This is a genomic window from Glycomyces xiaoerkulensis (genome assembly GCF_002798405.1).
Classification (GTDB): domain Bacteria; phylum Actinomycetota; class Actinomycetes; order Mycobacteriales; family Micromonosporaceae; genus Glycomyces; species Glycomyces xiaoerkulensis.
On sequence record NZ_PGGV01000033.1, the window covers coordinates 448,168 to 471,395 of the forward strand.

The 23,228-nt window shown below is 69.1% G+C and carries 16 protein-coding genes and 2 pseudogenes; 9 read left to right on the forward strand and 9 right to left on the reverse strand.

Annotated elements, in window-relative coordinates:
- Position 1: 1 nt before the first annotated feature.
- The 5 genes and pseudogenes from CUT39_RS15645 to CUT39_RS15665 form a co-directional block, all read right to left on the reverse strand.
- Positions 2-682, reverse strand: coding sequence for a potassium channel family protein (locus CUT39_RS15645; protein WP_100448175.1), 681 nt, complete (start codon positions 680-682; stop codon positions 2-4).
- A gap of 206 nt (positions 683-888) precedes the next feature.
- On the reverse strand, positions 889-1,701 hold the full coding sequence (locus tag CUT39_RS15650; RefSeq protein WP_269799169.1) for an amino acid ABC transporter ATP-binding protein: 813 nt from the start codon (positions 1,699-1,701) through the stop codon (positions 889-891).
- The gene (locus CUT39_RS15655) at positions 1,682-2,350 is read right to left on the reverse strand and encodes an amino acid ABC transporter permease (protein ID WP_100448177.1); all 669 of its coding nucleotides are present in this window, start codon (positions 2,348-2,350) and stop codon (positions 1,682-1,684) included. Before CUT39_RS15655 ends, CUT39_RS15650 begins: the two co-directional genes overlap by 20 nt.
- Positions 2,351-2,550: 200 nt before the next feature.
- Positions 2,551-3,147, reverse strand: a pseudogene (locus tag CUT39_RS21865) (amino acid ABC transporter permease); the annotation flags it as partial.
- A gap of 4 nt (positions 3,148-3,151) precedes the next feature.
- Positions 3,152-4,069 carry a transporter substrate-binding domain-containing protein gene (locus CUT39_RS15665; protein ID WP_157930730.1) on the reverse strand — a complete coding sequence of 306 codons (918 nt, stop codon included), beginning with the start codon at positions 4,067-4,069 and terminating at the stop codon, positions 3,152-3,154.
- 209 nt (positions 4,070-4,278) lie between these two features.
- Between CUT39_RS15665 and CUT39_RS15670 the strand changes: the two genes are divergently transcribed.
- Together CUT39_RS15670 and CUT39_RS15675 are read left to right on the forward strand one after the other, a co-directional pair.
- On the forward strand, positions 4,279-5,073 hold the full coding sequence (locus CUT39_RS15670; RefSeq protein ID WP_100448181.1) for a GntR family transcriptional regulator: 795 nt from the start codon (positions 4,279-4,281) through the stop codon (positions 5,071-5,073).
- A 147-nt stretch (positions 5,074-5,220) separates the two neighbouring features.
- On the forward strand, positions 5,221-6,018 hold the full coding sequence (locus CUT39_RS15675; protein ID WP_100448183.1) for an SGNH/GDSL hydrolase family protein: 798 nt from the start codon (positions 5,221-5,223) through the stop codon (positions 6,016-6,018).
- Between the two features lie 65 nt (positions 6,019-6,083).
- Here the strand turns inward: CUT39_RS15675 and CUT39_RS20870 are convergent, their stop codons facing one another.
- From CUT39_RS20870 to eccD, 3 genes are all read right to left on the reverse strand, one after another.
- Positions 6,084-6,863: a nuclear transport factor 2 family protein gene (locus CUT39_RS20870; protein WP_198587173.1), complete on the reverse strand. Its 780-nt coding sequence runs from the start codon at positions 6,861-6,863 to the stop codon at positions 6,084-6,086.
- An 82-nt stretch (positions 6,864-6,945) separates the two neighbouring features.
- Entirely contained in the window at positions 6,946-8,514 is a 1,569-nt protein-coding gene (gene eccB / locus CUT39_RS15685) for a type VII secretion protein EccB (RefSeq protein WP_100448185.1), read from the reverse strand.
- A 39-nt stretch (positions 8,515-8,553) separates the two neighbouring features.
- Positions 8,554-9,972 (reverse strand): type VII secretion integral membrane protein EccD, encoded by a 1,419-nt coding sequence (gene eccD / locus CUT39_RS15690; protein WP_100448187.1) that lies wholly within the window; start codon positions 9,970-9,972, stop codon positions 8,554-8,556.
- A 183-nt stretch (positions 9,973-10,155) separates the two neighbouring features.
- On the opposite strand from eccD, the gene eccCa reads away from it, so the two are divergent.
- The 5 genes and pseudogenes from eccCa to CUT39_RS15715 all read left to right on the forward strand — a co-directional run.
- A complete protein-coding gene (gene eccCa / locus CUT39_RS15695) occupies positions 10,156-14,193 on the forward strand; it encodes a type VII secretion protein EccCa (protein ID WP_100448189.1) in 4,038 nt (1,345 codons plus the stop codon).
- Positions 14,194-15,240: a hypothetical protein gene (locus CUT39_RS15700; protein ID WP_100448191.1), complete on the forward strand. Its 1,047-nt coding sequence runs from the start codon at positions 14,194-14,196 to the stop codon at positions 15,238-15,240.
- A 46-nt stretch (positions 15,241-15,286) separates the two neighbouring features.
- A complete protein-coding gene (locus CUT39_RS15705; RefSeq protein ID WP_100448193.1) occupies positions 15,287-16,105 on the forward strand; it encodes a hypothetical protein in 819 nt (272 codons plus the stop codon).
- Between the two features lie 115 nt (positions 16,106-16,220).
- A complete protein-coding gene (locus CUT39_RS15710) occupies positions 16,221-18,857 on the forward strand; it encodes an ATP-binding protein (RefSeq protein ID WP_100448195.1) in 2,637 nt (878 codons plus the stop codon).
- A 52-nt stretch (positions 18,858-18,909) separates the two neighbouring features.
- Positions 18,910-19,266 (forward strand): annotated as a pseudogene (locus tag CUT39_RS15715) (6-pyruvoyl trahydropterin synthase family protein); the annotation flags it as partial.
- A gap of 175 nt (positions 19,267-19,441) precedes the next feature.
- On the opposite strand, the gene CUT39_RS15720 reads toward CUT39_RS15715, so the two are convergent.
- Positions 19,442-20,017, reverse strand: coding sequence for a TetR/AcrR family transcriptional regulator (locus tag CUT39_RS15720; protein ID WP_100448302.1), 576 nt, complete (start codon positions 20,015-20,017; stop codon positions 19,442-19,444).
- 81 nt (positions 20,018-20,098) lie between these two features.
- Here CUT39_RS15720 and CUT39_RS15725 point away from each other — a divergent pair, with 81 nt between their 5' ends.
- Complete coding sequence (locus CUT39_RS15725) at positions 20,099-20,425, forward strand: rhodanese-like domain-containing protein (protein ID WP_100448199.1); 327 nt, start codon at positions 20,099-20,101, stop codon at positions 20,423-20,425.
- 1,310 nt (positions 20,426-21,735) lie between these two features.
- Positions 21,736-23,202, forward strand: a complete 1,467-nt coding sequence (locus CUT39_RS15735; RefSeq protein ID WP_198587176.1) for a S8 family serine peptidase — start codon at positions 21,736-21,738, stop codon at positions 23,200-23,202.
- Positions 23,203-23,228 lie beyond the last annotated feature (26 nt).

Below are 23,228 nucleotides of genomic sequence, written 5' to 3' on the forward strand. Positions count from 1 at the left end.
CTCAGGTGGTGGCGGCGAACGCCTCTACCTTTTTCGTGCTGCCGGAGACGATGAGGGTGTCGCCTTCGGAGATGACGGTGTCGGCGGTGGCGTAGGTGAAGTCCTCGCCGGGCTGCTTGACGCCGACGACGGTGATCCCGTACTTCGAGCGCAGCCTCGATTCGCCCAGCGGCCGGCCGATGGCCTCGTGCGGGGCCTTGGTCTTCACGATCGCGAACCCGTCGTCGAACTCGATGAAGTCCATCATCTTGCCGCTCACCAGGTGGGCCACGCGCTCGCCCATGGCCGCCTCGGGGTAGACCACGTGGTGGGCGCCGGTGCGGTGGAGGATCTGCCCGTGCTTGGCGTTGATGGCCTTGGCCCAGATCTCGCGGACCCCGGCCTCCTCGCAGGCCAGGACCGTCAGCACGCTCGCCTCGATGTCGGTGCCGATCGCGACGACCACGTGGTCGAACTCGCCGAGGCCCAACTGGTCGAGGGCGCCCGAATCGGTCGAGTCGGCCTGGACGACGTGCGTGAGGCTCTCGGAGGAGCGCTGCACGATGTCGGCGCGCTCGTCGATCGCGAGCACCTCGTGCCCGAGCCGGGTGAGGGACTGGGCGACAGCCGAGCCGAACCGGCCGAGGCCGACCACGGCCACGGCCTCGCCGGCGGCGATCTCGTCCCTGCCGAAGAGGTTCATAGGCGCGCACCCTCGGAATAACGTGTTGACACGCTGATAGATTCTGCCACTCACCGAGCGTGGCCGCGTGCCGCACCGCGCACCGGAGGCCCGTCGGCGCGCGCGAACGGGTGAAGACGAGAAGTGAGGGGGGCGGTCCTAAACCCCTCATGACCGCCCCCCTCGAACACCCCTAACACTCTCCAAGGATGGAGGAGATTCTGATTCTACTCCGCCAGGACAGCTCTGAGGAAGTCCTGAGTACGCACTTCTTGGGGATCGGAGAAGATGCGCTCGGGAGTGTCCTCCTCGACGATGACGCCCTGGTCGAACATCATCACGCGGTTGGACACGTCCTTGGCGAAGCTCATCTCGTGGGTCACGATCAGCATCGTGATGCTGGTGGTGTCGGCGATGTCGCGCAGCACCTGCAGCACGTCGGCGACCAGCTCCGGGTCGAGCGCGCTGGTGACCTCGTCGAGCAGCAGGATGTCGGGGTCCATCGCCAGCGCGCGAGCGATCGCCACGCGCTGCTGCTGCCCGCCCGAGAGCTGGTTGGGGTAGCCGTCGATCTTGTCCGACAGGCCCACCAGCTCCAGTAGGTCCCGGGCCTTGGCCTCGGCCTCGTCCTTGGACCGCTTCAGGGTGTGCACCTGGGCCTCGGTGACGTTCCGCAGCACCTTCATGTTCGGGAACAGGTTGAACTGCTGGAACACCATCCCGACCTTCTGGCGCCGCTGCCGCAGGTAGCGTTCGTTCGCGACGTGGAGCTTGCTGCCCTTCTTCATGTGCGAGAAGGGCTCGCCCTCGACCCAGATGACACCGCCGTTCTCCTCGGGGTGCTTCACGGGCGTGACGTGCTCCAGCGTCATCAGCAGTCGCAGGATCGTGGTCTTGCCCGAACCCGAGGGGCCGATGAGCGTCACGCGCTCGCCGGGGTCGATGTCGAAACTCAGGCCCTTGAGGACCTTCAGGTCGCCGAAGGCCTTGTTGACCCGGTCGAACCTGATAATGGGTTCATCAGAAGTTGGACTTGGCAAGACGGTTCTCCAATCTCCGCATCGCGACCGCCACCGGGTAGGAGGCGGCCAGGAACAAGAGCCCGGCGATGGTGTAGCCCTCGACCGCGCCGGAGTAGGTCTGCCCGAGGTACTTGTCGACCTGGGAGATCATCTCGAGCACGCCGATGGCGAACAGCGCCGGGACCTCTTTGAACATGGCGATCAGCCAGTTGGCGACCGCGGCGGTGGAGCGCCGCATCATCTGCGGCAGGATCACCGCGAACCAGGTCCGGTGGGCCGGCAGGCTCAGTGCCGTGGACGCCTCCCACTGGCCCTGCGGGATCGCCTCGATGCCGGCGCGGAATGACTCGGAGGTGTAAGAGGAGTAGTGGACGCCGAGCACCGCCGAGCCGACGATGAACGCGCTCCAGTCCGGGTTGATGTAGTAGCTCGTCGCCGCCCACACCAGCAGCAGTTGCACCAGCAGCGGGGTGTTGCGGATGAACTGCATGACGCCGCTGAGCGGTCGGCGCACCCACGGCGACGAGACCTGCTCGGTGATCGCCACCGCCAGACCCACCAGCACCGCGATGGTCGCGGCGACGGCGGTGACCTGCAGGACGACCCAGAAGCCGTCCAGCACCATCGGAAAGACCTCGGCGGCGCGCTCGTTGCTCCAGCCCTCCATAACTCGCCACCTCCTTCACGGCGACGCCTGTCGTCGATGAGCTCGTTCTCGGCCTGGGCCGTGTGGTCGGCCCCGAGGCCGCCGAGCGGGCCGCGAATGCCGCCGACGGTCTTCTGCCGCCGCTGCTTCAGGCCGATGCCCAGGCCGCGCTTGGCTCTGCGCTCCAGGGCCCGCATGCCGGTCCAGATCAGCCAGGCCAGGATGAAGTAGATGACCAGGATGACGCTGTAGTGGACCAGGCGGTCCTGACCGGGGCGGGATCCGAGGACGGTCGCCCAGGAGGTGATGTCGATGATGTTCACCAGCGACACCAGCGCGCTGGCCTTGAGCAGCATGATCGCGAAGGCGGTGAGCGAGGGGATCATCTCGGGCCAGGCCTGGGGCAGGACCACGAAGCGCATCTTCTGGTAGGAGCTGAAGTTCAGCGCGGTGGCCGCCTCGAGCTGGCCCTTGTGGACGGCTCCGATGGCGCCGCGCACGACCTCCGAGGAATAGGCGCCGTAGTTGAGCGCCAGGGCGATGATCCCGGCCAGGATCTGGTAGTCGAACTGGATGCCCAGCAGCGGCGGCATGGCGTAGGCGAACCAGAACAGCTGCACCACCACCGACGAGCCGCGGATGAACTCCACGACGGTGCGGGCGGGGGTGCGCACGGCGAGATGCTTCGAGCTGGTCATCAGTCCCAGCGCGAAGGCGACCACCAGAGCCAGCGCCGCCGAGCCGACGGTGACCTGGACGGTCACCCATAGCGGCTCGGCGTAGCTGGGCAGTGAGTCGAAGACGGTCTGCCAGTCCATGGTGTTACTGGTAGGTGTCCGGGCAGAGCTCTTCGGCGGTCAGCCCCTCGGGGTGGTTGGTCTCGACGGTGAAGCCGTATTCACCGACGATGGACTCCCACGTTTCGGTGTCGTCGAGCAGCTTGGCGACCTCGTCGTTGACCGCGTCGCGGAAGTCGGTGTCGCCCGGCTGGAAGACGGCGGCGCCGGCGCCGATGATGTCCTCACCGGTCTCCGGGTCCTTCGGCCAGAAGCCTTCAGTGGTCTCGATCTCGTCGTCGGCGTCGGCGGCGAGCTGAAGGTTGGCGCTGGTCAGCGCGATCGCGTCGAGGCGGCCGGCCTTGAGCTCGAGGATGAGCGAGTCCAGGTCGCCCTGGACGTTGATGCGGTCCTCCGGGTAGATCTGGTCGGCGATCTCCTGCTCGCTGGTGCCGTTCATGACGCCGATGACGCCGTCGGTGTCGGCCATCTCGTTGAGCGTGGTGTAGCCGCCCGGGTTTCCGGCGAGGACCAGCAGCGCGTCCGGCATGATGTAGTCGGGGTTGGCGAACGCGACGTTCTCGCAGCGGTCGGGGGTGACGTACATGCCCGCGATGACCATGTCGTGGGTGCCGCCGAGACCGGGGATGAGCGATCCCCACTCGGTGAGCTGCCAGTCGATCTGGTCGGCGCTGATGCCGAGCTGCTCGAGGATGTGGACGTGGGTGTCGACCGACTGGCCGACCACCGATCCGTCCTCGGCGGTGTAGGCGTAAGGGGCTTCGTCGGCGTAGGCGACGCGAATGGTCTCGCCGTCCTGCGCCCGCTCCAGGAGACTGCCACCGTCGCCGTCGCCTCCTCCGTTGGAGTCGGTGCGCGAGCAGGCTCCGAGGGCGAGTGCGGCCGCCCCGCCGGAAACGCCGAACATCAGGTTGCGGCGGTTCAGTTTCAAATTGTCAGACACGGTGGTCTCCTCCAGAAACTTTCTCGTGTACATTGCCGACCCTAGCGGTCTGCTGTAGGTTTGTCGACAATCCGATGATTGACGTTCGGTAACGAAATCGTCGGTGACCACGCTATTGCAGAGTCCCCCCCGGTCGGCGGCATTCAACCGTGTCCGGTCCGGCCGTGGCGCTAAGATGCTGAGCGAAACTCGCAGAAGGAGAGACGGTCGTGTCGGATCGCAGGAGCGGATCACTGCGCAGTCGTCAGGTGGGACGCCTGGCCCCGGTGCGGCGCACCTCGACGGTGGACCTCATCGCCGACACCATCCGGACCGCGATCGTCGACGGCGCCCTGCCGCCGGGAGCGCCGCTCGGAGAGGCCGAGATCGCCTACCAGCTCGGCGTCAGCCGCGGGCCGCTGCGCGAGGCGATGCAGCGGCTGTGCGCCGAAGGGCTGCTGGTGATTCCGCGGCGCCGGGGCATGGCGGTGCGGACGATGACCGCCGAGGACGTGCACGACATCCACTGGCTGCGGGCCCGGATCGAGACGGAGCTGGGCCGGCGCTTCCTGGACCGCCCCGGCGAGGAGCGCAAGGCGATCCTGAAAGACCTCTCCACCGAGCTCAAGCGGATGCAGAAGGCGCTCAAGGCCGACGACGCGCGCGGCCTGGGCGACGCCTATCTGGACTTCCACCGCGTGCTGGGCGCCGCCGGCTCCTCGACGCGGATGGAGCGCATGGTGCGCACGCTCCTGATCGAGACGCGGCTGTGCACCTTCTCGATGTACGAGCACTTCGAGATCCACCGGGACCTGGCCGAGGAGCACGCGGCGGTCTTCGAGGCGCTGCACGAGGGCCGCGGGGACCGCTTCGCCGAGCTGATGGAGGCCCACCTGCGGCAGGAGGTGGGGCGGCTGCTGGCCGAGCCCGAGGCGGCCCGGGAGGACGTCACCGGGCGGCTGCTGGCCGAGACCCCCGACGAGCCGCAGCCGCTGGACCGACTCGACCTGCCCGAGGGCGCCTGAGCCGCCCCACCGGTCACACCCGCCCCACGGGTCCACCGTCGGCCGTAAGATCACCGACCGGTGGCGTTCTGCTACTGGATTATTCGTTATCGAATTGATATAAAGAGGGTTCCTTCCTCCGGACCGGGATTCGAGGTGGAGCCCCGTATGGACGATCGGCGTCGCACCGTCCTATTCGTGAACGCCGCGGTCACCCTCCTCCTGACCGCGGTGCTCGCCGCCGGACCTGCCCGGGCGCAATCGGTCGAATACGCCGCCCTCGGCGACTCCTACGCCTCCGGTCTGGGCACCCGCGAGTACCTCGACGACGATTCCGGCTGCAAGCGCTCGCCGCACGCCCACCCGTCGCTGCTGGCCGCCGACCTCGGCGCCGACTTCGCCTTCGCGGCCTGCGCGGGCGCCAGGACCGCCGACGTGATCGAGAACCAGCTCGGCTCGCTCTCGGCGAGCACCGACCTGGTCACGCTCACCGTGGGCGGCAACGACACCGGCTGGGCCTCGGTCATCCAGCAGTGCGCCTACCCGTATCCGCTGACGTGCGACGAGCAGATCGACCAGGCGCGCGAGTTCATCCAGAACACCCTCCCCGGCCGGCTCGAGGAGGTCTACGACGCGGTCGCCGACGCCGCACCGACCGCACGGATCGTCGTCCTGGGATACCCGCGCCTGTTCAACGGCCGGGAGTGCAACGCCATCACCCGCATCGACCCGGACGAGCAGGCGCGGCTCAACGACGCGGCCGACCTGCTGGCCGAGACGATCGGCGCGACCGCCGCCGGCCGCGGCCTCGACTTCGTCGACGTGCGCGACCCATTCGACGGACACGCCGTCTGCGACGACACCGAGTGGATCAACGGCCTCGCCTGGCCCATCGGCGAGTCCTACCACCCGAACCGGGACGGCCAGCGGAACGGCTACCTCGCCGGACTGACCGCGCTGATGTGATTCCAGATGGACGAAAAGCCCCTCCCGGCGACGCCGGGAAGGGCTCCAACGATCGTGCCGCCCGGCTACATGCCGCCGCAGATCCGCCAGGCGCCGTCCTCTTTGACCAGGTCCATCGTCGAGGTCGTGTCGAGCGGGACGCTCCCGTACTCGCCCATGTCGATATTGCCGGTCATCGAGACGTCGACGCTGGCGGTGTCGCCGTCCTCGGAGGAGCCGGTGATCTCGTAGTCCATGGTCACCTCCATGTCCTCCATGGCGGCCATCTCCTCCTCGCCGATCGCGCCGGTGCCGAAGTACTCTTCGACCTCCGAATTGAGGGCCTCCTTCTCCTCGGCGCAGACGAACGGCTCCAGGTCGGCGACCATCCCCTCGGTGTCGGTGAAGCCGCCCGAGCTGAAGGACTCGGTGAACACGTCCATGAAGTTGGCCACCACGTCCTCCGGGGAGTCCCCGGCCGAGGGCGCGTCGCCGCCGCCACCGCTGCCGTCGTTCCACGGCTGCCACACCACCAGGCCGATCGCGCCCAGTAGGACCACCACGCCCAGCAGGATGCCGACGATCAGGCCCGCCTTCGACTTCTGCGGGGCCGGCGGCAGCCCGCCCGGGCCGTATCCGGGCTGCTGGCCGTAACCGGGGGGCGGCTGCTGGCCGTAGCCCGGCTGCTGTCCGTACCCGGGTTGCTGCCCATAGCCGGGGGGCGGCTGCTGACCGTACCCCGGTTGCTGGCCGTATCCGGGCTGCTGTCCATACCCGGGCTGCTGCGGCGAATAGCCGCCGGGCTGCTGCCCGTACGGGGGTTGCTGATTCGGGTCGAAGCCCGGCTGTTGTGGCGGGTAGGACATGTTGTTTCCTCGGGTCTCAGGTGTACGTCGCGTCAGGCTAACACGGCTCTGCCACTGCAGAAGTGCTGGCGGAAAGCGCCGTTCAGCCTTCCTGCTCGTCATCTCCAGCTTCTTGCTCGTCCTCTCCCGAATCGAACACCGGCGGGCCCTCCGCGTCCGGAGCGGTCTCGTACTGGGCCTGTTCGGGATCGAGATCGGTCGCCGACGGGATCAGCGTCAGCATCGAGTTCGGAACGCCCACCGGATCCACCTCGCCGTAGCCCAGCAATTGGCGCGTCGAACCGGTCGTGCCCTTGTCGACCAGGCCGTAACTGAACCCGAGGCTGTCGATCAGGTAGCTGAAGCCGGCGATGTCCAGGCCGGTCGGCCCCTTGGCCACCACCACCGCGGCCGTGCCCGGCGGCATCACCACCTGCGTGGTCAGGTTCTCCAGGTTCGACTTGATCGTGCCGTCGTCGTTCAGCTCGACCGACTCGGCCGGCTCGGTCATGTCCGACGGAGCGTTGGAGTAGTAGGCGATCCGGAGCCCGGTGTCGTCCTCGGCACCGGGGTCGAACACCGAGCAGACCGCCGGGCGGTCGCTGTCGAGCGTCCGCGTCTCCTTCCGGGCCTGCGGGAAGTTCGGCTTCTCGTACTCGGCCTCGATGCCGACCCGGCTCACCTCGTCGGCGGCGATGGGGACCGTGTCGCCCAACTGGCCCTCCAGCAGCATCTCGGTGGTGTCGCCGATCCGGGCGAGCTCCGGCTCCTCCTCGACCCGCAGCAGCACGTACTTGCTCCCGTTCGACTCGACCGTCTGGCCGTAGTCCAACTGGTTGCCGTCGGCGTCCACCACCTCGGACGGCTCGCCGAAGTAGTCCTCGGGCTCCGCCTCCAGCGGCGGGCCGTCATCCAAGGTCGTGAGCACATCGTCGGTCACCGGCACCGCGTCGCTCGCCGTCATGTCCAGCGCCGCCAGCGCCGAATCGGGGTCGGTGATCTCGTGCCGGCGGTCGTCCCACAGCAGGTACATCCGCGACTCGCCCTCGCGGACGACCGACTCGGCCAGCATCCACTCCTCATCGCCGAGGAACTCCGGCTCGGGCAGGTCGGCCACCAGCAACTGCGTGAACATGTGGCTCCTGACCCCGCCGTCCTCGCGGTGGAGCGAGCAGGCGTTCCAGTCCTCGTCCTGCAGCAGGCTGTCCGGGGGCGGCGGCGAGGGCGGCACGTCGTTGAGCCCGACCATGAACCCCCGCGGGTACCCCGCCAGCGACTCCGGCTTCAGCTCCTGCACCGGCGGTTCGCCGTTGTAGGGCTCCAGCAGCAGCAGCGCCGAGGTGAAGTTCGTGACCGGCCACAGCTTCGGCTCGTCGCCGTTCTCCTCGCTCTCGTCGTGAGCGAAGGTGTAGACGTAGATCGAGGTGGTGCCCTTCTCCAGGATGATGTGGTTCAACTGCGGCGCGTCGTTGCCCTTGTTCAGCAGCGCGGCGATCGCGAACCCGGCGAAGATCAGCACCATGATCATCACCGAGGCGAAGATGGAGACGCCGATCCGGCGCAGCGGACGTTCGACCGAGTCGGGGTTGGCCAGCACCAGCGCCTGGTTCATCCGCGAGGTGATGAAGCGGTGGGCGTCCACCTGCTCCCGGCGGGAACGCATCTGGGCCATCGAATTCAGCCTCTCTCGGGGTGACTGGGAACGGTCGCTCTACCCGCGCAGCGTCAGCGCGAAGTCGTACAGGTGGCAGATCCAGCCGGCCAGCGGCAGGATCGAAACGATCAGCAGCGCCTCGCCGATGTCCAGCAGCCGGCCCCAGGTCGGAGCGATCTTCTTGCCCGCCACGGCCAGGCCGTAGACCATCGCGATCACCGTCAGCAGCGTCAGCGCCCCCAGGATCGCCACCAGGCGGACCACCAGGCTGTCGGTGCCCAGGAAGATCGCCGTCAGCATCGCGGTCAGCCCGCCCATGCCGCAGGCCAGCATCACGATCCGCGCCGGCCGGTCCTCGATCGAGCGGGAGCGGCTCAGCAGGATCAGCGCCACGACCGTCGACAGGACCATGCCCGGCAGCTCGCCGGAGAACGCCAGCGCGATCGACGACACCAGCCCCACCACCGCCGCGAAGGCGTACAGGGCCTCCAGGTAGTTCCCGGCGTGCTCGGACAGGGTGAGGATCCGCTTGCCGTCGATCGTCTCGGTGTCGCCCTCCTTGAGCTCGTCGGTGGTCGACGGCAGCGTGGGCGTCGGCACCATCGCCATCGACAGCGACAGGCGGGGTGCCGAGGGCAGCAGCGCCAGCGCCAGCGGCGCGGCGATGGCCGCGCCGGTCGCGGCGGTGCTGGGGAAGTTGGGGGAGTCGATCAGCATCATGAACCCGACCGCGATCCCGAGCACGATCGCGCCCAGGATCGTGGTGATGAACACCGGCGCCGAGGCCATGTCGCCCACCGCGACCATGCCGAGCACGCTGAACAGGAGGATCGCGCTGGCCGCGATCATCACGTGCGGGGCGTCGAGTTCGGATACGGTCCGGTCGCCTGCGGCGATGAGCAGCCCGCCCACTCCGGCGTAGACCACGGCGGTGACGCCGAAGTAGGTGGCCGCGCGCGAGTCGCCGACCGCGCGGCTCAGCAGCGCCGAGGCTCCGACCAGGACCGCGGCCACGGCCAGGGCGACGATCGCGCCGGGCAGTTGCGGCGGGCCGGTCAGCAGCACCGCGAGGGCCCCGGCGGCGAGGGCGGCGGTGCCGACCCCGACCGCGAAGCGCTTGGTGGCGATGTGGTCCCACCGGTTGCCGCGCTGCTCGGTGGCGGTGGCGACCGCGTCGATGACGTCGTCGAAGACGATCTCGGGCTTGGCTGCGTCGGCGGGGTTGAGGTAGAGCATCTCGCCGTCGGCGACCGACAGTTGCGAGCACGAGTGCCCGGTGTCGAGGGGGTCCTCCCCGAGCCGGGAGAGGATCCAGCCGCCGTTGTCGCCGGCCTCGTCGATGTAGTACTCGCCCGCCTGGTGCAGGATCGTCGGCAGCAGGTCCGACAGAGGCACGTCTGAGGGCAGGGCGAGGTCGATCCTGGTGCGAGGACTGACGATCGTCACCCTGCTGAGGGTGGCCGATTTGGTGCTCACCGCACGAACCTCCGGGTCGGGTCGAGAATCGGGGGGACGTTCCCAGGATAAATCCCTCATGCCATCACGCACCCGGCGCACCGGTGGCGATGCGGTCCTACCCTGAAAGTGCGATACTCGACAGAGCGCACTTACATCTTTTATACGGCAGGGCGCATCCCCCGGTGAGTACAAGGACCCACTGTGACGACCAAACTCTTCCGTCGGCCGCCGCGCAAACGCGGTCCGCAGGCGCCGCGCGGCGACATCCTGCTCGAGTCGCCGCCGGACATGCCCGATCCGCAGCCGAAGTCGATCGGGCAGTACCTGATGGTGCTGCCGATGCTGGCCGGAGCCTGCGCGATGGCGCTGATGATGATGCGCCGCGGCGGCGGCGCCGGCGGCGGCATCGACCCGCTGATGATGGCCGTCGGCGCGATGTTCGGCGTGTCCATGCTCGGCATGTTCCTGTCCAACATCGGCGGGAACAAGGGGCAGAAGAAGGCCGAGTTCAACGCCGAGCGGCGCGACTACATGCGCTACCTGAACCAGGTGCGGCGCCGGGCCCGCAAGGGCGCCGAGCGGCAGTGGCGGGCGGCGCGCTGGCGCCACCCCGACCCGCAGGCGCTGTGGTCGCTGGTGGGTTCGCGGCGGATGTGGGAGCGCCGCAACAAGGACGACGACTCCTTCGACGTCAGGGTCGGGGTCGGCAAGCAGCGCATGACGATGAAGCTGGTGCCGCCGGAGACCAAGCCGGTCGAGGACCTGGAGCCGATGTCGTCGATGGCGCTGCGGCGTTTCGTGGCCGCGCACTCCAACGTGATGAACATTCCGCGGTCGCTGCGGTACACCGAGGCCGGGCGGCACGTGCTGCGCGGGGACCGGGCGCTGGTCATGGACAATCTGCGGTCGCAACTATGCCAGTTGGCGGTGCTGCACTCGCCCGACGACGTGATGGTCGCGGTGGTGGCCGACGCCGACCGGATGGCCGAGTGGCACTGGACGAAGTGGCTGCCGCACCTGCAGCATCCCTCGGACGAGGACGGCGCCGGTCCGGTGCGGATGTTCTACAACTCCACCTCGCAGTTGGAGAGCGCCCTGCGCGACCAGTTCACCGGCCGCGCCGCCTGGTCGCCGGGGGCCACGGCCGGGGAGGACGAGTCCCACCTGGTGGTGATCCTCGACGGCGGCGACGTCGACCCGACCGGGCTCATCGCCGCCGACGGCATGGCCGGGGTGACGGTCTTCGACTTCTCCGGTTACCTGCCGCGCAAGCCCGGCCCGCAGATCAAGCTGCTCGACATCACCGAGGACGAGATCCGCAGCGACCAGGCCGGACGCCGCCGGGTCCTGGGCAGGCCCGACCGGCTGTCGTACAACCAGGCCGAGGGCATCGCCCGGTCGCTGGCCCCGTGGCGGCTGACGCTCAAGGGCGCCGGCGGGAGCACCGAGTCCGGCGACGAGGACGCCTCGCCGATGTCGGCCCCGTCGAACCTGCCGGAGATGCTGGGCTTCAACGACGCCGCCGCCCTCGACCCGGCCGTGCACTGGCGGGAGAAGGCGGTCAAGGACTACCTGAAGGTGCCGATCGGGCCCGGACCGGACGGCTCGGTCGTCGACATCGACTTCAAGGAGTCGGCCGCCGGCGGCATGGGCCCGCACGGGCTGTTGATCGGCGCGACCGGTTCGGGCAAGTCGGAGGTGCTGCGCACCATCGTCGGCTCGATGATCGCCACGCACTCCTCCGAGGAGCTCAACTTCATCCTTGTCGACTTCAAGGGCGGGGCGACGTTCGCCTCGCTCGACGAGCTGCCGCACGTGTCGGCGGTCATCACCAACCTGGCCGACGAGATCGAGCTGGTCGACCGCATGGCCGACGCGCTCGAGGGGGAGCTGGTGCGCCGCCAGGAGGTGCTGCGCTCGACCGGCAACTACACCAACCGGTGGGAGTACGAGAAGGCCCGCGCCGCCGGGCAGCCGCTCGACCCGATGCCGACGCTGATGATCATCGCCGACGAGTTCTCCGAGATGCTCGTCGCCAAGCCGGAGTTCATCAACCTGTTCCTCCAGATCGGCCGCATCGGCCGCTCCATCGGCGTCCACATGCTCCTGGCCTCGCAGCGGCTCGAGGAGGGCAAGCTCAAGGGCCTGGACACGTTCCTGTCCTACCGGGTCGCGCTGCGCACGTTCTCGGCCCAGGAGTCCCGCACCGTCATCGGCACCGGCGCGGCCTACGAGCTGCCGCAGCAGCCGGGCCACGGCTACCTCCAGGTCGGCACCGAGGAGCTGGTGCGGTTCCGCGCCGCCTACGTCGGCGGTGCCTACAAGCCGCCGAAGCAGCAGGTCTCCCGCGCCGAGCGCATCGCCGCGGTGCAGCACAAGGTGCAGCGGTTCCTGCCCGGCCACGTCGAGCTGCCGCCCGAACCGGAGCCGGAGGAGGAGCCCGAGGAGGACGAGGCCGAGGCCGAAGCCGAGGAGGAGAACGAGGACGAGAAGCTCTCCGAGCTCGAGGTGATGGTGAACAACTGCATCGGGATGGGCCGGCCGGCCCACCAGGTGTGGCTGCCGCCGCTGACCGAGCCGCCGACGCTCGACCGGTTGCTGCCGAACCTCGAGCCCGATCCGGTCCGCGGCCTGACCCCGAAGGGCTTCTCGCTCAACGGGAAGCTGAACGCGGTGCTCGGCGAGGAGGACCGGCCGTTCGAGCAGCGGCGCAGCCCGTTCATCGTCGACCTGTCCGGCGGCCAGGGCACCGTCGCCATCGCCGGCGGTGCCCAGTCCGGCAAGTCGACGATGCTGCGGACCATGATGGGGTCGATGGCGCTGACGCACACCCCGAAGGAGATCCAGTTCTACTGCCTGGACTTCGGCGGCGGCACCCTGCGCGGCATCGAGGACCTCCCGCACGTGGCCGGGGTGTTCGGCCGCCAGGAGGAGGAGGGGGTGCGCCGCACCATCCAGGAGGTCACCTCCATCCTCAACGAGCGGGAGGCGTTCTTCACCGCCAACAAGATCGACGGCATGCACGCCTACCGGCGCATGAAGGCCGACGGCCGCTTCCCCGACGACCCCTACGGCGACGTCTTCCTGGTCGTCGACAACTGGATGACGCTGCGGGAGGACTACGAGCCGTTCGTCGACCAGATCCGCACCATCGGCAACCGGGGCCTGTCCTACGGCGTGCACGTGATCGTCACCTGCGCCCGGTGGGGCGACATCCGCATGAACATGCGCGACATGTTCGGGCTGAAGCTGGAGCTGAAGCTCTCCGACAACATGGAGTCCGAGGTCGACCGCAAGGCGCAGGCGAACGTCCCCAAGGGCCGGCCGGGCCGTGGGCTGTCGACCAACAAGCTGCACTTCCTGTCGGGGGTGCCGCGCATCGACGGGAACATGGACGGCGACGACCTGTCCCCGGGCGTGGAGGACTTCGTCAAGAAGGTCAAGCAGGCCTGGCCCGGCCCGCCGTGCCCGCCGGTGCGGCTGCTGCCGCGCGAGCTGCACGTCGACCAGTTCCTGCAGGCGGTCGACCGGTCCAAGCCGGGCATCCCGATCGGGCTCAACGAAGCCGGGCTCAAGCCGGTCACGCTCGACTTCGAAGCCGAGTCGCACCTGCTGGTGCTCGGCGACACCGAGTGCGGGAAGACGAATCTGCTGCGGCACATCGCCCGCCAGATCCAGGCCACGTACGCCGGCGACGAGGCCAAGGTCATCATGGCCGACTTCCGGCGCGGCATGCTCGAGGAGATCGGCAAGCCCACGCTGCTGGACTACGCGATGAACAGCAAGCAGTTCGAGACCGCCTGCAAGCGGCTCAAGGGCCCGATCGAGAACCGGCTGCCCGGCGACGACGTCTCGGCGGCGCAGTTGCGCGACCGGACCTGGTGGACCGGCCCGGACCTGTACCTGATCGTCGACGACTACGAGATGGTCTCCCAGGGGCGGTCCGGCCCGCTGACCTCGCTGGCCGAGCTCATCCCGCAGGGCCGGGACATCGGCTTCCACATGATCCTCGCCCGGCGCTGCGCCGGCGCCGGACGATCCATGATGGACCCGGTGATGGGGCAGATCAAGCAGCTCGAGAACCCCGGCCTGCTGATGAGCGGCAAACGCGAGGAAGGCGCGATCTTCGGCAAGCTGCGGCCCAGCCCGCAGCCGCCCGGCCGCGGCACCCTCGTGCGCCGCAAGGACGGCGAGCAGCTCATACAGACCGCGCTCCTGCCGCCGAACGGCCAAGGCTGAATGGAACGCCCGCCCGGACGGGCGGCCGCGCGGCCGCCCCGACGCGTGCAGGCGCTGCGCCTGCTGCTGGCGGCCCAGACGGTCCTGGTGGCGGCCCTCTGGCTCTGGACGTGGCGCGCCCTCCAGGGCCAGGCATGGGCCGGCGGCGTCGAGACCGAACTGTTCGAACGCGGCATGTCCTACCTGGTGACGCTCGCCCCCGCCCTGCCGGTCAACCTGCTCGCGGTCTACTGGCTCGGCAAGGGCGGCTTCCGGGCCCGCCTCTACCTCACCGGCGCCGCCGTCCTCGCCGCCGTGCAGCAGATCCTCCTGCTCGTCCCGGTCGACCCCGGCCGGTCGGTGGCCGCCGGAGTCCTGTTCGCGCTCACCGTCGGGCCGGTCGCGTTCGCGGCCGTGGCGATCGCGGCCACCGCCGAATCCCAGCGGTGGCTGCGCACCGAGCACGAACCGGCCCGGCCGCACCTGCTGAGCGTCGAGTCGCTCACCTGGGGCGCGAGCGTGATCCTCGGCTTCGGCGTCGCCGTGTCCGTGGGCGACTGGGTGACCGCCTCGACCGAGACCGGCCCTCCGGTGGGCGAGCACGACGAATCCGACGTGTGGGCCCGCATCGAAGCGGCCGTGACGACCACCGCCGTCGCCCACCAGGGCTTCCCCGGCTTCCACAGCCGCGAGGTCGAGGTCACCGCCTGCGGCTACCGCACCGAAAGCGGCCTGCAGACCTACCGCTACCGCATCGCCTACGGCATCGCCGACTTCGACGATCCGGCCGACGAGACCGCCTACACCACCGCCCTCCGGGACCGATGGAGCGGCGGCGACTACGAGGTCCTCTACCGGGGCACCACCCGCGACGGCCGGCCCACCCTCACCGCCCACCGCGGCGACGACCTCACCTTCCGGCTCCTCACCGGCGAGCAGCCCCTGCTGGAGGTCCAGAGCGGCTGCCTCGAAAGGGTCGACGACAGCGTCCCCTGCCTCGACCCGCAGGGCGAGGTGCCCCCGGAACGCGACACGGTCGTCGGCCTGCCGTGTACGGGGGAGGATTGATCCGGCGGGGGTTCCATGCCGTGCGGCGAAGTGACAGCATGAGGTGATGAGCAGGCGACGGGACCGGCGGCGGAGAGAGCGGATCGAACTCCGCGCGGCCCTGCGCCGCGAAGTCGAGGACATCGAAGACCTCCTGACCGCGATCCGCCCGCACCTGGCGGCCATGGGCGACGACCTGGCCACCGTCACCGACCCGTTCGAAGCCGAACTGGCCGGCGGCGCGATCCTCGGCCTCCTGGCCGGCATCGAGCAACTCGACTCCGACCACGCCGCCGTCCGCCTGGTCGAAGAGGTCGCCCGCGGCGCCGACCCCAGCGCCCGCGCCCTGCTGACGTTCATGGCGCTCGGCCCCGACGAACAACTCGCCGCGCTGGCCCGCGAGGCCGACACCGTCCTCGAGGCCACCGGGGTGCCCGACCCGGTGTGGACCGCCGAGCTCTTCCGCCCGGTGGAACCGGTCCGCTTCACCCGGATCACCGTCCCGCAGGACGACGACGAAGCCTGGCTGCTGGCACTGTTCCACCGCGGCGAGGAGGAGCACGGCTTCCTGATCGGTGTCGACCACACCGGAGGCGGCGCGATCACCATGCTCGACCCGGTCCCGCCCGACCAGGTACCGGGCCTGCTCAAGCGGATCGACTCCGGCAACCTGCTGAACGAGATCCCCACCCGGACCGAGGACCTCACCCACGAGGCGGCCCGGCGCTTCCTCGACCGGGCGATCGGCACCACGCTCGAGCAGTGGGCCGAGGAGGACGACGAACTCGACGGCGACGACCCCGAGACCGACTACCTCCCGGCCCGGATCCTGCTGCTGACCAGACGACTCACCGAATCCGGCATGACCGCCTACCGGCGGCGCTGAGCGCATGCCCGACGCCCCGCGCCGCGCCGAGGCCCCAGCCGAAGACGCCGATGGCCTATCGTGATGGAGACTGAACCCTTTGCCTGGCTTGGCAATCGTGGACGGATGGGGTCCGATGAACGAGCGTTTCGTTGATCGTGTGGATGAGGCGGACCGGCTTCGCAAGTTCGCCAGGGCGGTACCCGGCGGGACGACCGACCCCTGCATAGTGGTCGAGGGGCCCTCGGGCATGGGCAAGTCCGCCCTGCTGGCCGACTTCGAAGCCGCGCAAAGCGAGCTGCCGGTCGACGTCTACACCGTCCGCTGCAACCCCACGATCGGCCCCACCCTGACCTTCGGACCGATCGTCGACCTCCTGGCGCTCCTGGAATCCCGCCGCCGGTCCCGCAGACTGCTGCGCAAACCGGTCGTGGCGGGTGTGACCGCCTCCGTACCGGCGCTGCTCGGGGAGCTCGTCCCCGGACTCAAACCGGTCGTCAACGCCGGTGCCGAGGTGGTCAAGACGTCGCTGGGGTCGGGCTCGATGCCGTTCGACAGCCTGATGCCGTTCCAGCAGGCGGCGGCGATCCGCATCACCGAAGCGATCGGCAAACGGATCGCCAAGCGGCCGTCGGTGTTCGTCATCGACGACGTCCACCGGTGCGACCACAGCAGCCTGGAGGTGCTCGACCGCCTGATGCGTCGGCCGGAAGGACTGCCGATGGGCCTGGTGCTGGGGTTCGATCCGTTCCACAGCGGCGGACGGGAGACCGAACCGCTCCTGGGCTCCTGGGAGCGCGAAGGACTGCTGCGCCGCCTCCCGATCGGCGGGCTGCCCGCGGAGGCGGTCGCCGACCTGGTCGAATCGAAGCGACCGGTGTCCCCGCCCGAGTTCGCCGCCGAACTGAGCCAGGTCACCGGCGGCCACCCGATCTTCGTGGTCAAGTGCCTGGACGACTGGGAGAACGCGGCCGATCGAGGCATCGCCCTCCCCGAAAGCCTGGCGCACTGGGTCGACGAGCAGCTCGAGGCCCTTCCGGAGTCGAGCCGGGAACTGGTCGTCCTGGGTGCCGCCCAAGGGTACGGATTCGATTCGGCGACGCTGGCCGGCCTGGCCGGACGCGAGCACGCCCCCGTCCGGGACCGGCTCCACGAGCTCGCCAGACGCAGCCACCTCATCGAGGCCGACGGGGCGCCCCCGTGGGCACGCTACCGCCGGGCCGACCACTACCGGTTCCAGCACCGGGCGCTGTGGCGCTTGGTCTACCGATCGCAGAGCATCGACCAGCGCCGAGAACGACACGAGCGGATCGCCGCAGCCGAGCTGGACCGACTCGGCGAGACTGCGAACCTGGAACACCGGTTGGAGATCGCCCGCCACTACCGGGCCGCGGGCGTCCGCTGCCTGGGAGCCTCGAGCGACTTCCACCTGGAGCTCGCCTCCCGCGCCGCCACCGAACTGCTGTCGATGTCCGAAGCCGAGTGGCTGTGCGGCATCGCGATCGACGCGGCCAGGAGCATGCCGCCCGGCGAACCGGGCCGCGATGCACGGCTGATCCGGGCGATCGTCCTGCACCTGTCGTTGACCGAGGTGCGCTGGAAGGGCCTGCGCCGACCGACCGGGGAGCGCGACGTCGACGCGCTGGCGGCCGAGGCCGAGGAAGCGGCCCGGCGGCACGGGGATCCGGTGCTGCTCGCCCGAGCGGCCATGATGCGCGGCAAGACCTTGATGTCCACGCGCGGACTCGAAGTCGGCCTGGAGCGCCTGCACCGGGCCGTGGAACTGGCCGAGAGCTCCGGAGACGCCGTCGCGCTCTACGTCGCCCGGATCGAGTACGGCCGCCAGGTCTCGAAGCGGCGCTTGGCCGACGGGCTCGCGCAGCTCGCCGAGGCCGAGCGGATGCGGCGGACGGACGCCCGGATCTCAGGCGGCGACGACCCGGTGCTGAACCACAGCCGCAATCTGGGCGAGATCCAGTACGGGATCACGCTGTTCGACTCTGGGCGCCTCGGTGAAGCGCTCGACCGGCTCGTGCCCGCGGTGGACCGGATGCGCGCCGAAGGCAGTCTCGCGGAATTGCCCATCGCCCTGAACTACCTGGCGCAGGTCCGCACCACCCTCGGCGACCTGGAAGGGGCCGAGGACGCGCTGCGGGAGGCGTGCTCGATCGAGGAGGAGCGGGGCGGGGAGTCGGGTTGGCACGCTTACAACTCGGCGCTGCTCGCGCACCCCCGGGGCCGATCGGGCGCGGCGGGCCGGGAGGTGATCGCGCTGATGGAGTCGGCTTGGGAGGAGACCGAGCGGACCTGGCTGCTGAACCTCGTCCCGATCGTCCGCAACCTGTACGCCCAAGCGCTCCTGGAGCACCGCGGCGACCTGGAAATGGCCGGGCGGCTCGCCCAGGCGACGGTGGAGGAGACCCGGCAGAGCGGCATGGTCCGGTCGACGATCGCGGCCCATATGCTCCTGGGCCGGATCGCCAGAGCTCGGGGCGACGCCGAGCGTGCTCTCCGGGAGGCCGAGCACGGCGTCCGGATCCTCGACGAGGTGGGGCCGATGCCGGCGCTGCGCACCGAGGAGGTCTGTTTCCACGCGGCGCTCGCGCACGCGGCCGCGGGCCGCTCGGACTCGGCCCGTGAGTTGCTCGATCGGGCACGCGCCGAACTGGATCGCAAAGCCGAACTGATCGACGACCCGGCCGTGAGGACCGGGTTCGTCGAGAGGGACCCGCTCAACCGCGCGATCCGCGACGGTGAGGGTTCCGAGCGGTGAGGAGCGCATCCGGCCCCGGCCGTGAGCGGGACGGTGCGAGACTGGATTGGCGATGCTGACGATCACCAAGGAGTTCCACTTCTCGGCGAGCCACGTCCTGGAAGGGCTCCCGAGCTGGCACCCTTGCGCCCGCATGCACGGGCACAACTACGTCGTCGTACTGGAGCTGAGGGCCTCGCGCGACCGCCTCACCCCATCGGGTTTCGTGCGCGACTACCGGGACTTGGACGAGTTTAAGCAATGGGTCGACAAGACTCTGGACCACCGGCATCTGAACGAGTCGATGGAGTGGAATCCGACCTCGGAGAACCTGGCGATCTGGATCTACGAGCGGTGGATCGAGGACTTCCCCGAGCTGACCGCAGTGCGGGTGTGCGAGACCGCCAAGACCACCGCCGAGTACCGCCCCGGGGCGTTATCCGAGTTGACGGCCGGGGCCTTGAACACCCGCCGAGTCACGACCGCTCCCAGCTTCCCGGGAACGAGAGTCGCCCGTACGGGTGTCTTGATCGGCGACGGTCCGGAACGGATCGGGAGACAGGCCTCAGGGACGTAGACGCTGGCGTTTTCGGGTGGGCAGCAGGTTATTCGGTCGCGGCCGCGTTCCACAAGCGGTGGACGGACGCCCGGACGCGGTCTTCGCCGAGGTCGGGGAGGATCGCCGCGATGTGTTCGGCGCCGAGCGGCGCCAGCAAGGCGTGCGCGGTGGCCTCTGCGTCGGGTCGGTCATCGAGCAGGATCACGGTGTGGCGGTGCCAGAAGCGGTAGGCACCGATCCGGTAGCGCGCACCGGGGCTGGCGGTCTCCGACATGCGCACGAGCGGCAGATGCTCGAAGAGGTAGTCCAGGTAGGCCTCGACGAAGGCGGCCATGCGCTCGGGAGCGGGAGCTCCTGGCCCCAGCGGCGGGGGACCGGTGAGGATCCCGTCTTGGAGCACGCGTTCGCGCGAGTCGAGGAGCGCTGCGGCCAGGCCGGCCTTGTCGCCGAAGCGGCGGAAGAGCGTCCCCTTGCCGACACCGGCGGCCGTGGCGACCTGGTCCATCGACACGTCCTCGACTCCGTGCTCTGCGAAGAGACGTGCCGCCGCGTCCAGGATCGCGGCCCGGTTGCGGGCCGCGTCGGCGCGCTCCTTCGGTGGCGGGGTCCGAAGCAGTTCCAGCGGGGTTGCAGAAACGGACTGTGGTCCGGTACGGTCGTGTTGCACATCTGGACTATAGTCCACTTACTTGAAAGGTGCGACATGACTGCACTCATCACCCGTGACGAACTCAAGGCCGCAGTCGAGAGCGGCGACGTGACCGTCGTCGATGCGCTCGGCGGCGAGTACTGGGCCAAGCAGCACCTGCCCGGTGCCCTCCCGCTCGTCCTGGCGGACGTCGACGACAAAGCCTCGACCCTGCTGCCCGACCGCGACGCCGCGATCGTCACCTACTGCTCGAACCCCGCCTGCCCCAACAGCGGCCAGGTCGCCGACCGGCTGACCGCCATGGGCTACACCAACGTCCGCAAGTACAAGGAGGGCATCGAGGACTGGACGGCCGCCGGCCTGCCGGTCGAATCGGCCTGACCCCCGGCGGCCGGGCGCAACGTCCGGCTGCCGCCCGTCCCGCCGTAATCCTTCGCATTCATGGAAGGTGCGTCGCCACAGTCCGACCGCGCCTGCGACGATCCGGTCGGCGTTCGCCCTGGCCCAGTCCAGGTGGTGCGGTTCGGAGATGACCAGGCGCGCGTTTTCCGAGTTCAGGTCGATCACGCTGCCGATCGGGGCCGGTATCCAGCCGACCAGCAGGATCCTGAGCCGGTCTTGGCCGACCGGCCAGGAGTATTGGACGCGGCGGTCCGCTACGGGCTCGATCGCCAGGACCGGCATACTGGCGGCGTCGACGATGGCATTCAACCTCACTACGCACCGCCCGGAGCCGCCGTCGGCAGCGGCATTATCAGGTATCGGGACCCGTCCGCCCGGACGTGGAGCCCCGGCGCATCCGGATGTCGATCCGTCGAGTCCGGCTCGTCGTCCGGTTCCGGCTTCCGGGGTTCGGGCCCGGTCTCGTCGTTTGCCGAATCCGCGAAGTAGGCACTCCACGTGAACCCCGTCGTCAGCGCGGTCAGGAGCAGGTAGGCCAGCCCCACCAGCGCAGCGAGACGACGCCGGACGCGGCGATCCTGCTCGGGAGTGGTCGCGACTGCGGTTGGAGCAGGGGAAGAAGGCTCGGTGAAGTCGATCCGCCAGGCGTGGTTCTGCTCGACGGGAGTAGGGCTGGGTCTGCGGGTGGAGGGGTTCGGGAACGGGCGCTTGCTCGGGAGTCTCCAGGGCTCCCACGGCTTGGCCGGAGCTCGGGTCCCGGGTCGTGCCGGGTGGGCCCAGGCCGGAGTGCCCGGGACCGGCTTGACGGCCGTCCACCTGTCGGGGGCGTTTCGCTCTATTGCCTCAGACGGTTTTTCACGTAGGCTGACAGAGACCATGGGAGGTTACCTTCCGATGGTTGTGGAGGCGGGCCGCCGCGGTGATTGGCGTCAGTGAGGCGGCCCGCCGGGCCATATTCGGTTGGTGCGCTTCGCGCGTGCCAGCACCATGGCACAGCCCGAACCCGGAATCAAGGACGACACGCGCTCGGGTTCGAGAACGTCTAGGACCTCCCTCACACCCCGCTCGGCCTCTTGTTCTACCTGGACAGTGCCCTACTCTGGAGGGCTCAGCCGCGGCTCACCGAGACGGCGCAGGTCCGGTATCTTGTGGGACAGAGCGGACACCGCTGTTACGACAGAAGCACGGAAGGGGCCATCCCCATGGCGTCACCTCTCGACTCGATACCCCCGAAACGCAGAACCTGCCACCCCGACCTCCCCAGCCGTGCAAGGCAAACGGACCGAGGAGTGTCGCGGCGCCTGCGAACCGCTCTCGGGGCGGGCCTCGGAGCGGTCGCTCTGGCGGGAAGCATTGTCGCCACACCAAGTGCCGCGCTCGCGCAGGACCAGAAGCTCACCGATTCAGCGCAGTGGGCGCTGGACCTCATGCAGGTGCCCGCCGCTCAGGAGACGACCAAAGGCGATGGCGTGACGGTCGCGGTCATCGACACCGGGATGGGCGAGCACCCCTTCTTCGACGACAAGGATGTTCTGCCTGGTTTCTCAGCGTTCGACCGTGAAGACGATGCTTGGGAGGACACTCTCGATGGCCACGGTATGCAGGTCGCCGCGGGTGTTCTCCACGTCGCACCGGAGGCGACAATTCTTCCCGTCCGGTTCGACAACGGGGCCGAGGTAGAGATTGGTGGTCTCGGTGCAACGACCAAGCCGTCGTTCGAGTGGGCCGCTGACAATGGCGCTGATGTCATCGTTTTCGCGTCGGGTCAAACTGGGGAGAACGAACGTATCACTGAGGCAGTTCAATACGCCATCGATAAAGGGGTAGTGGTGATCTCCGCGGTCGGGAACATTCCGGAGAACCCCCCAGCGTTCCCCGGAAATCTTCCCGGCGTCGTAGGAGTTGCAGGAACGGACACTGACGGATCCGCTTGGTACGGGACATCAACCGGACCCGAAAACGACATCGCTGCACCAGCGGAGAACATGCTCCATCCACTACCGATGAAAGAGGACAAGGGCTGGGGGACCGAGCCTGAAGTCGAATACGACGAAGGCATTGCCGGTACATCGGTCGCCTCCGGCTTTGTCGGCGGCGTCGCCGCCCTGACCATGGCGGCACATCCGGACCTGGATGAGAACAACGTGATCCAGCGTCTGATCCAAACCGCCGGAGACGGCAGCGGCGAGAACCGCACTGATGCGATGGGGTTCGGTCTTGTAAACGCTCAGCGAGCAGTAGACGCTGACGGCATCGAAACCGTCGACGAGAATCCGCTCGGATACCCGATGGGGGAAGCGGGAGCGAGCGGCGCCAGCCCGGATGATGATGGCGAAGAGGATTCCGAGGCGGGCGAGGGGGAAGCGCCGGCAGAGAACTCGGCCGAGGAGCCATCAGCGGTGGATACCGAAGCGGCGTCCGAGGAGTCGGACTCCGGCCTGTCGACGGTCATCGTTATCGCGGCGGCACTCGTCTTGATTGGCGCGGCGGTCGGCGTGTGGCTTGTGCTCCGGGGGCGAAGCCGCAAGCAGGCGGCGATGGTCCGCGGGAGGTTCGACCCCGGAGTCGGACCAGCTCAAGGCGGCTATTCACCGTCGGAGCCGCCCCAGGCGCAGCACTACGCCCCACCAACGTCGGGGCCGCCGCAAGGCTACGGATCCCCACCGCCTCCCGACCCACAGGGCTACAGCCCACCTCCTGGAGGCGCGGACCAGAGCCCACCATGGCAGCCCAGCGATCCAAATTATCGAAGGTGACAACAGCGAAAAGTGAGGGGCGAGCG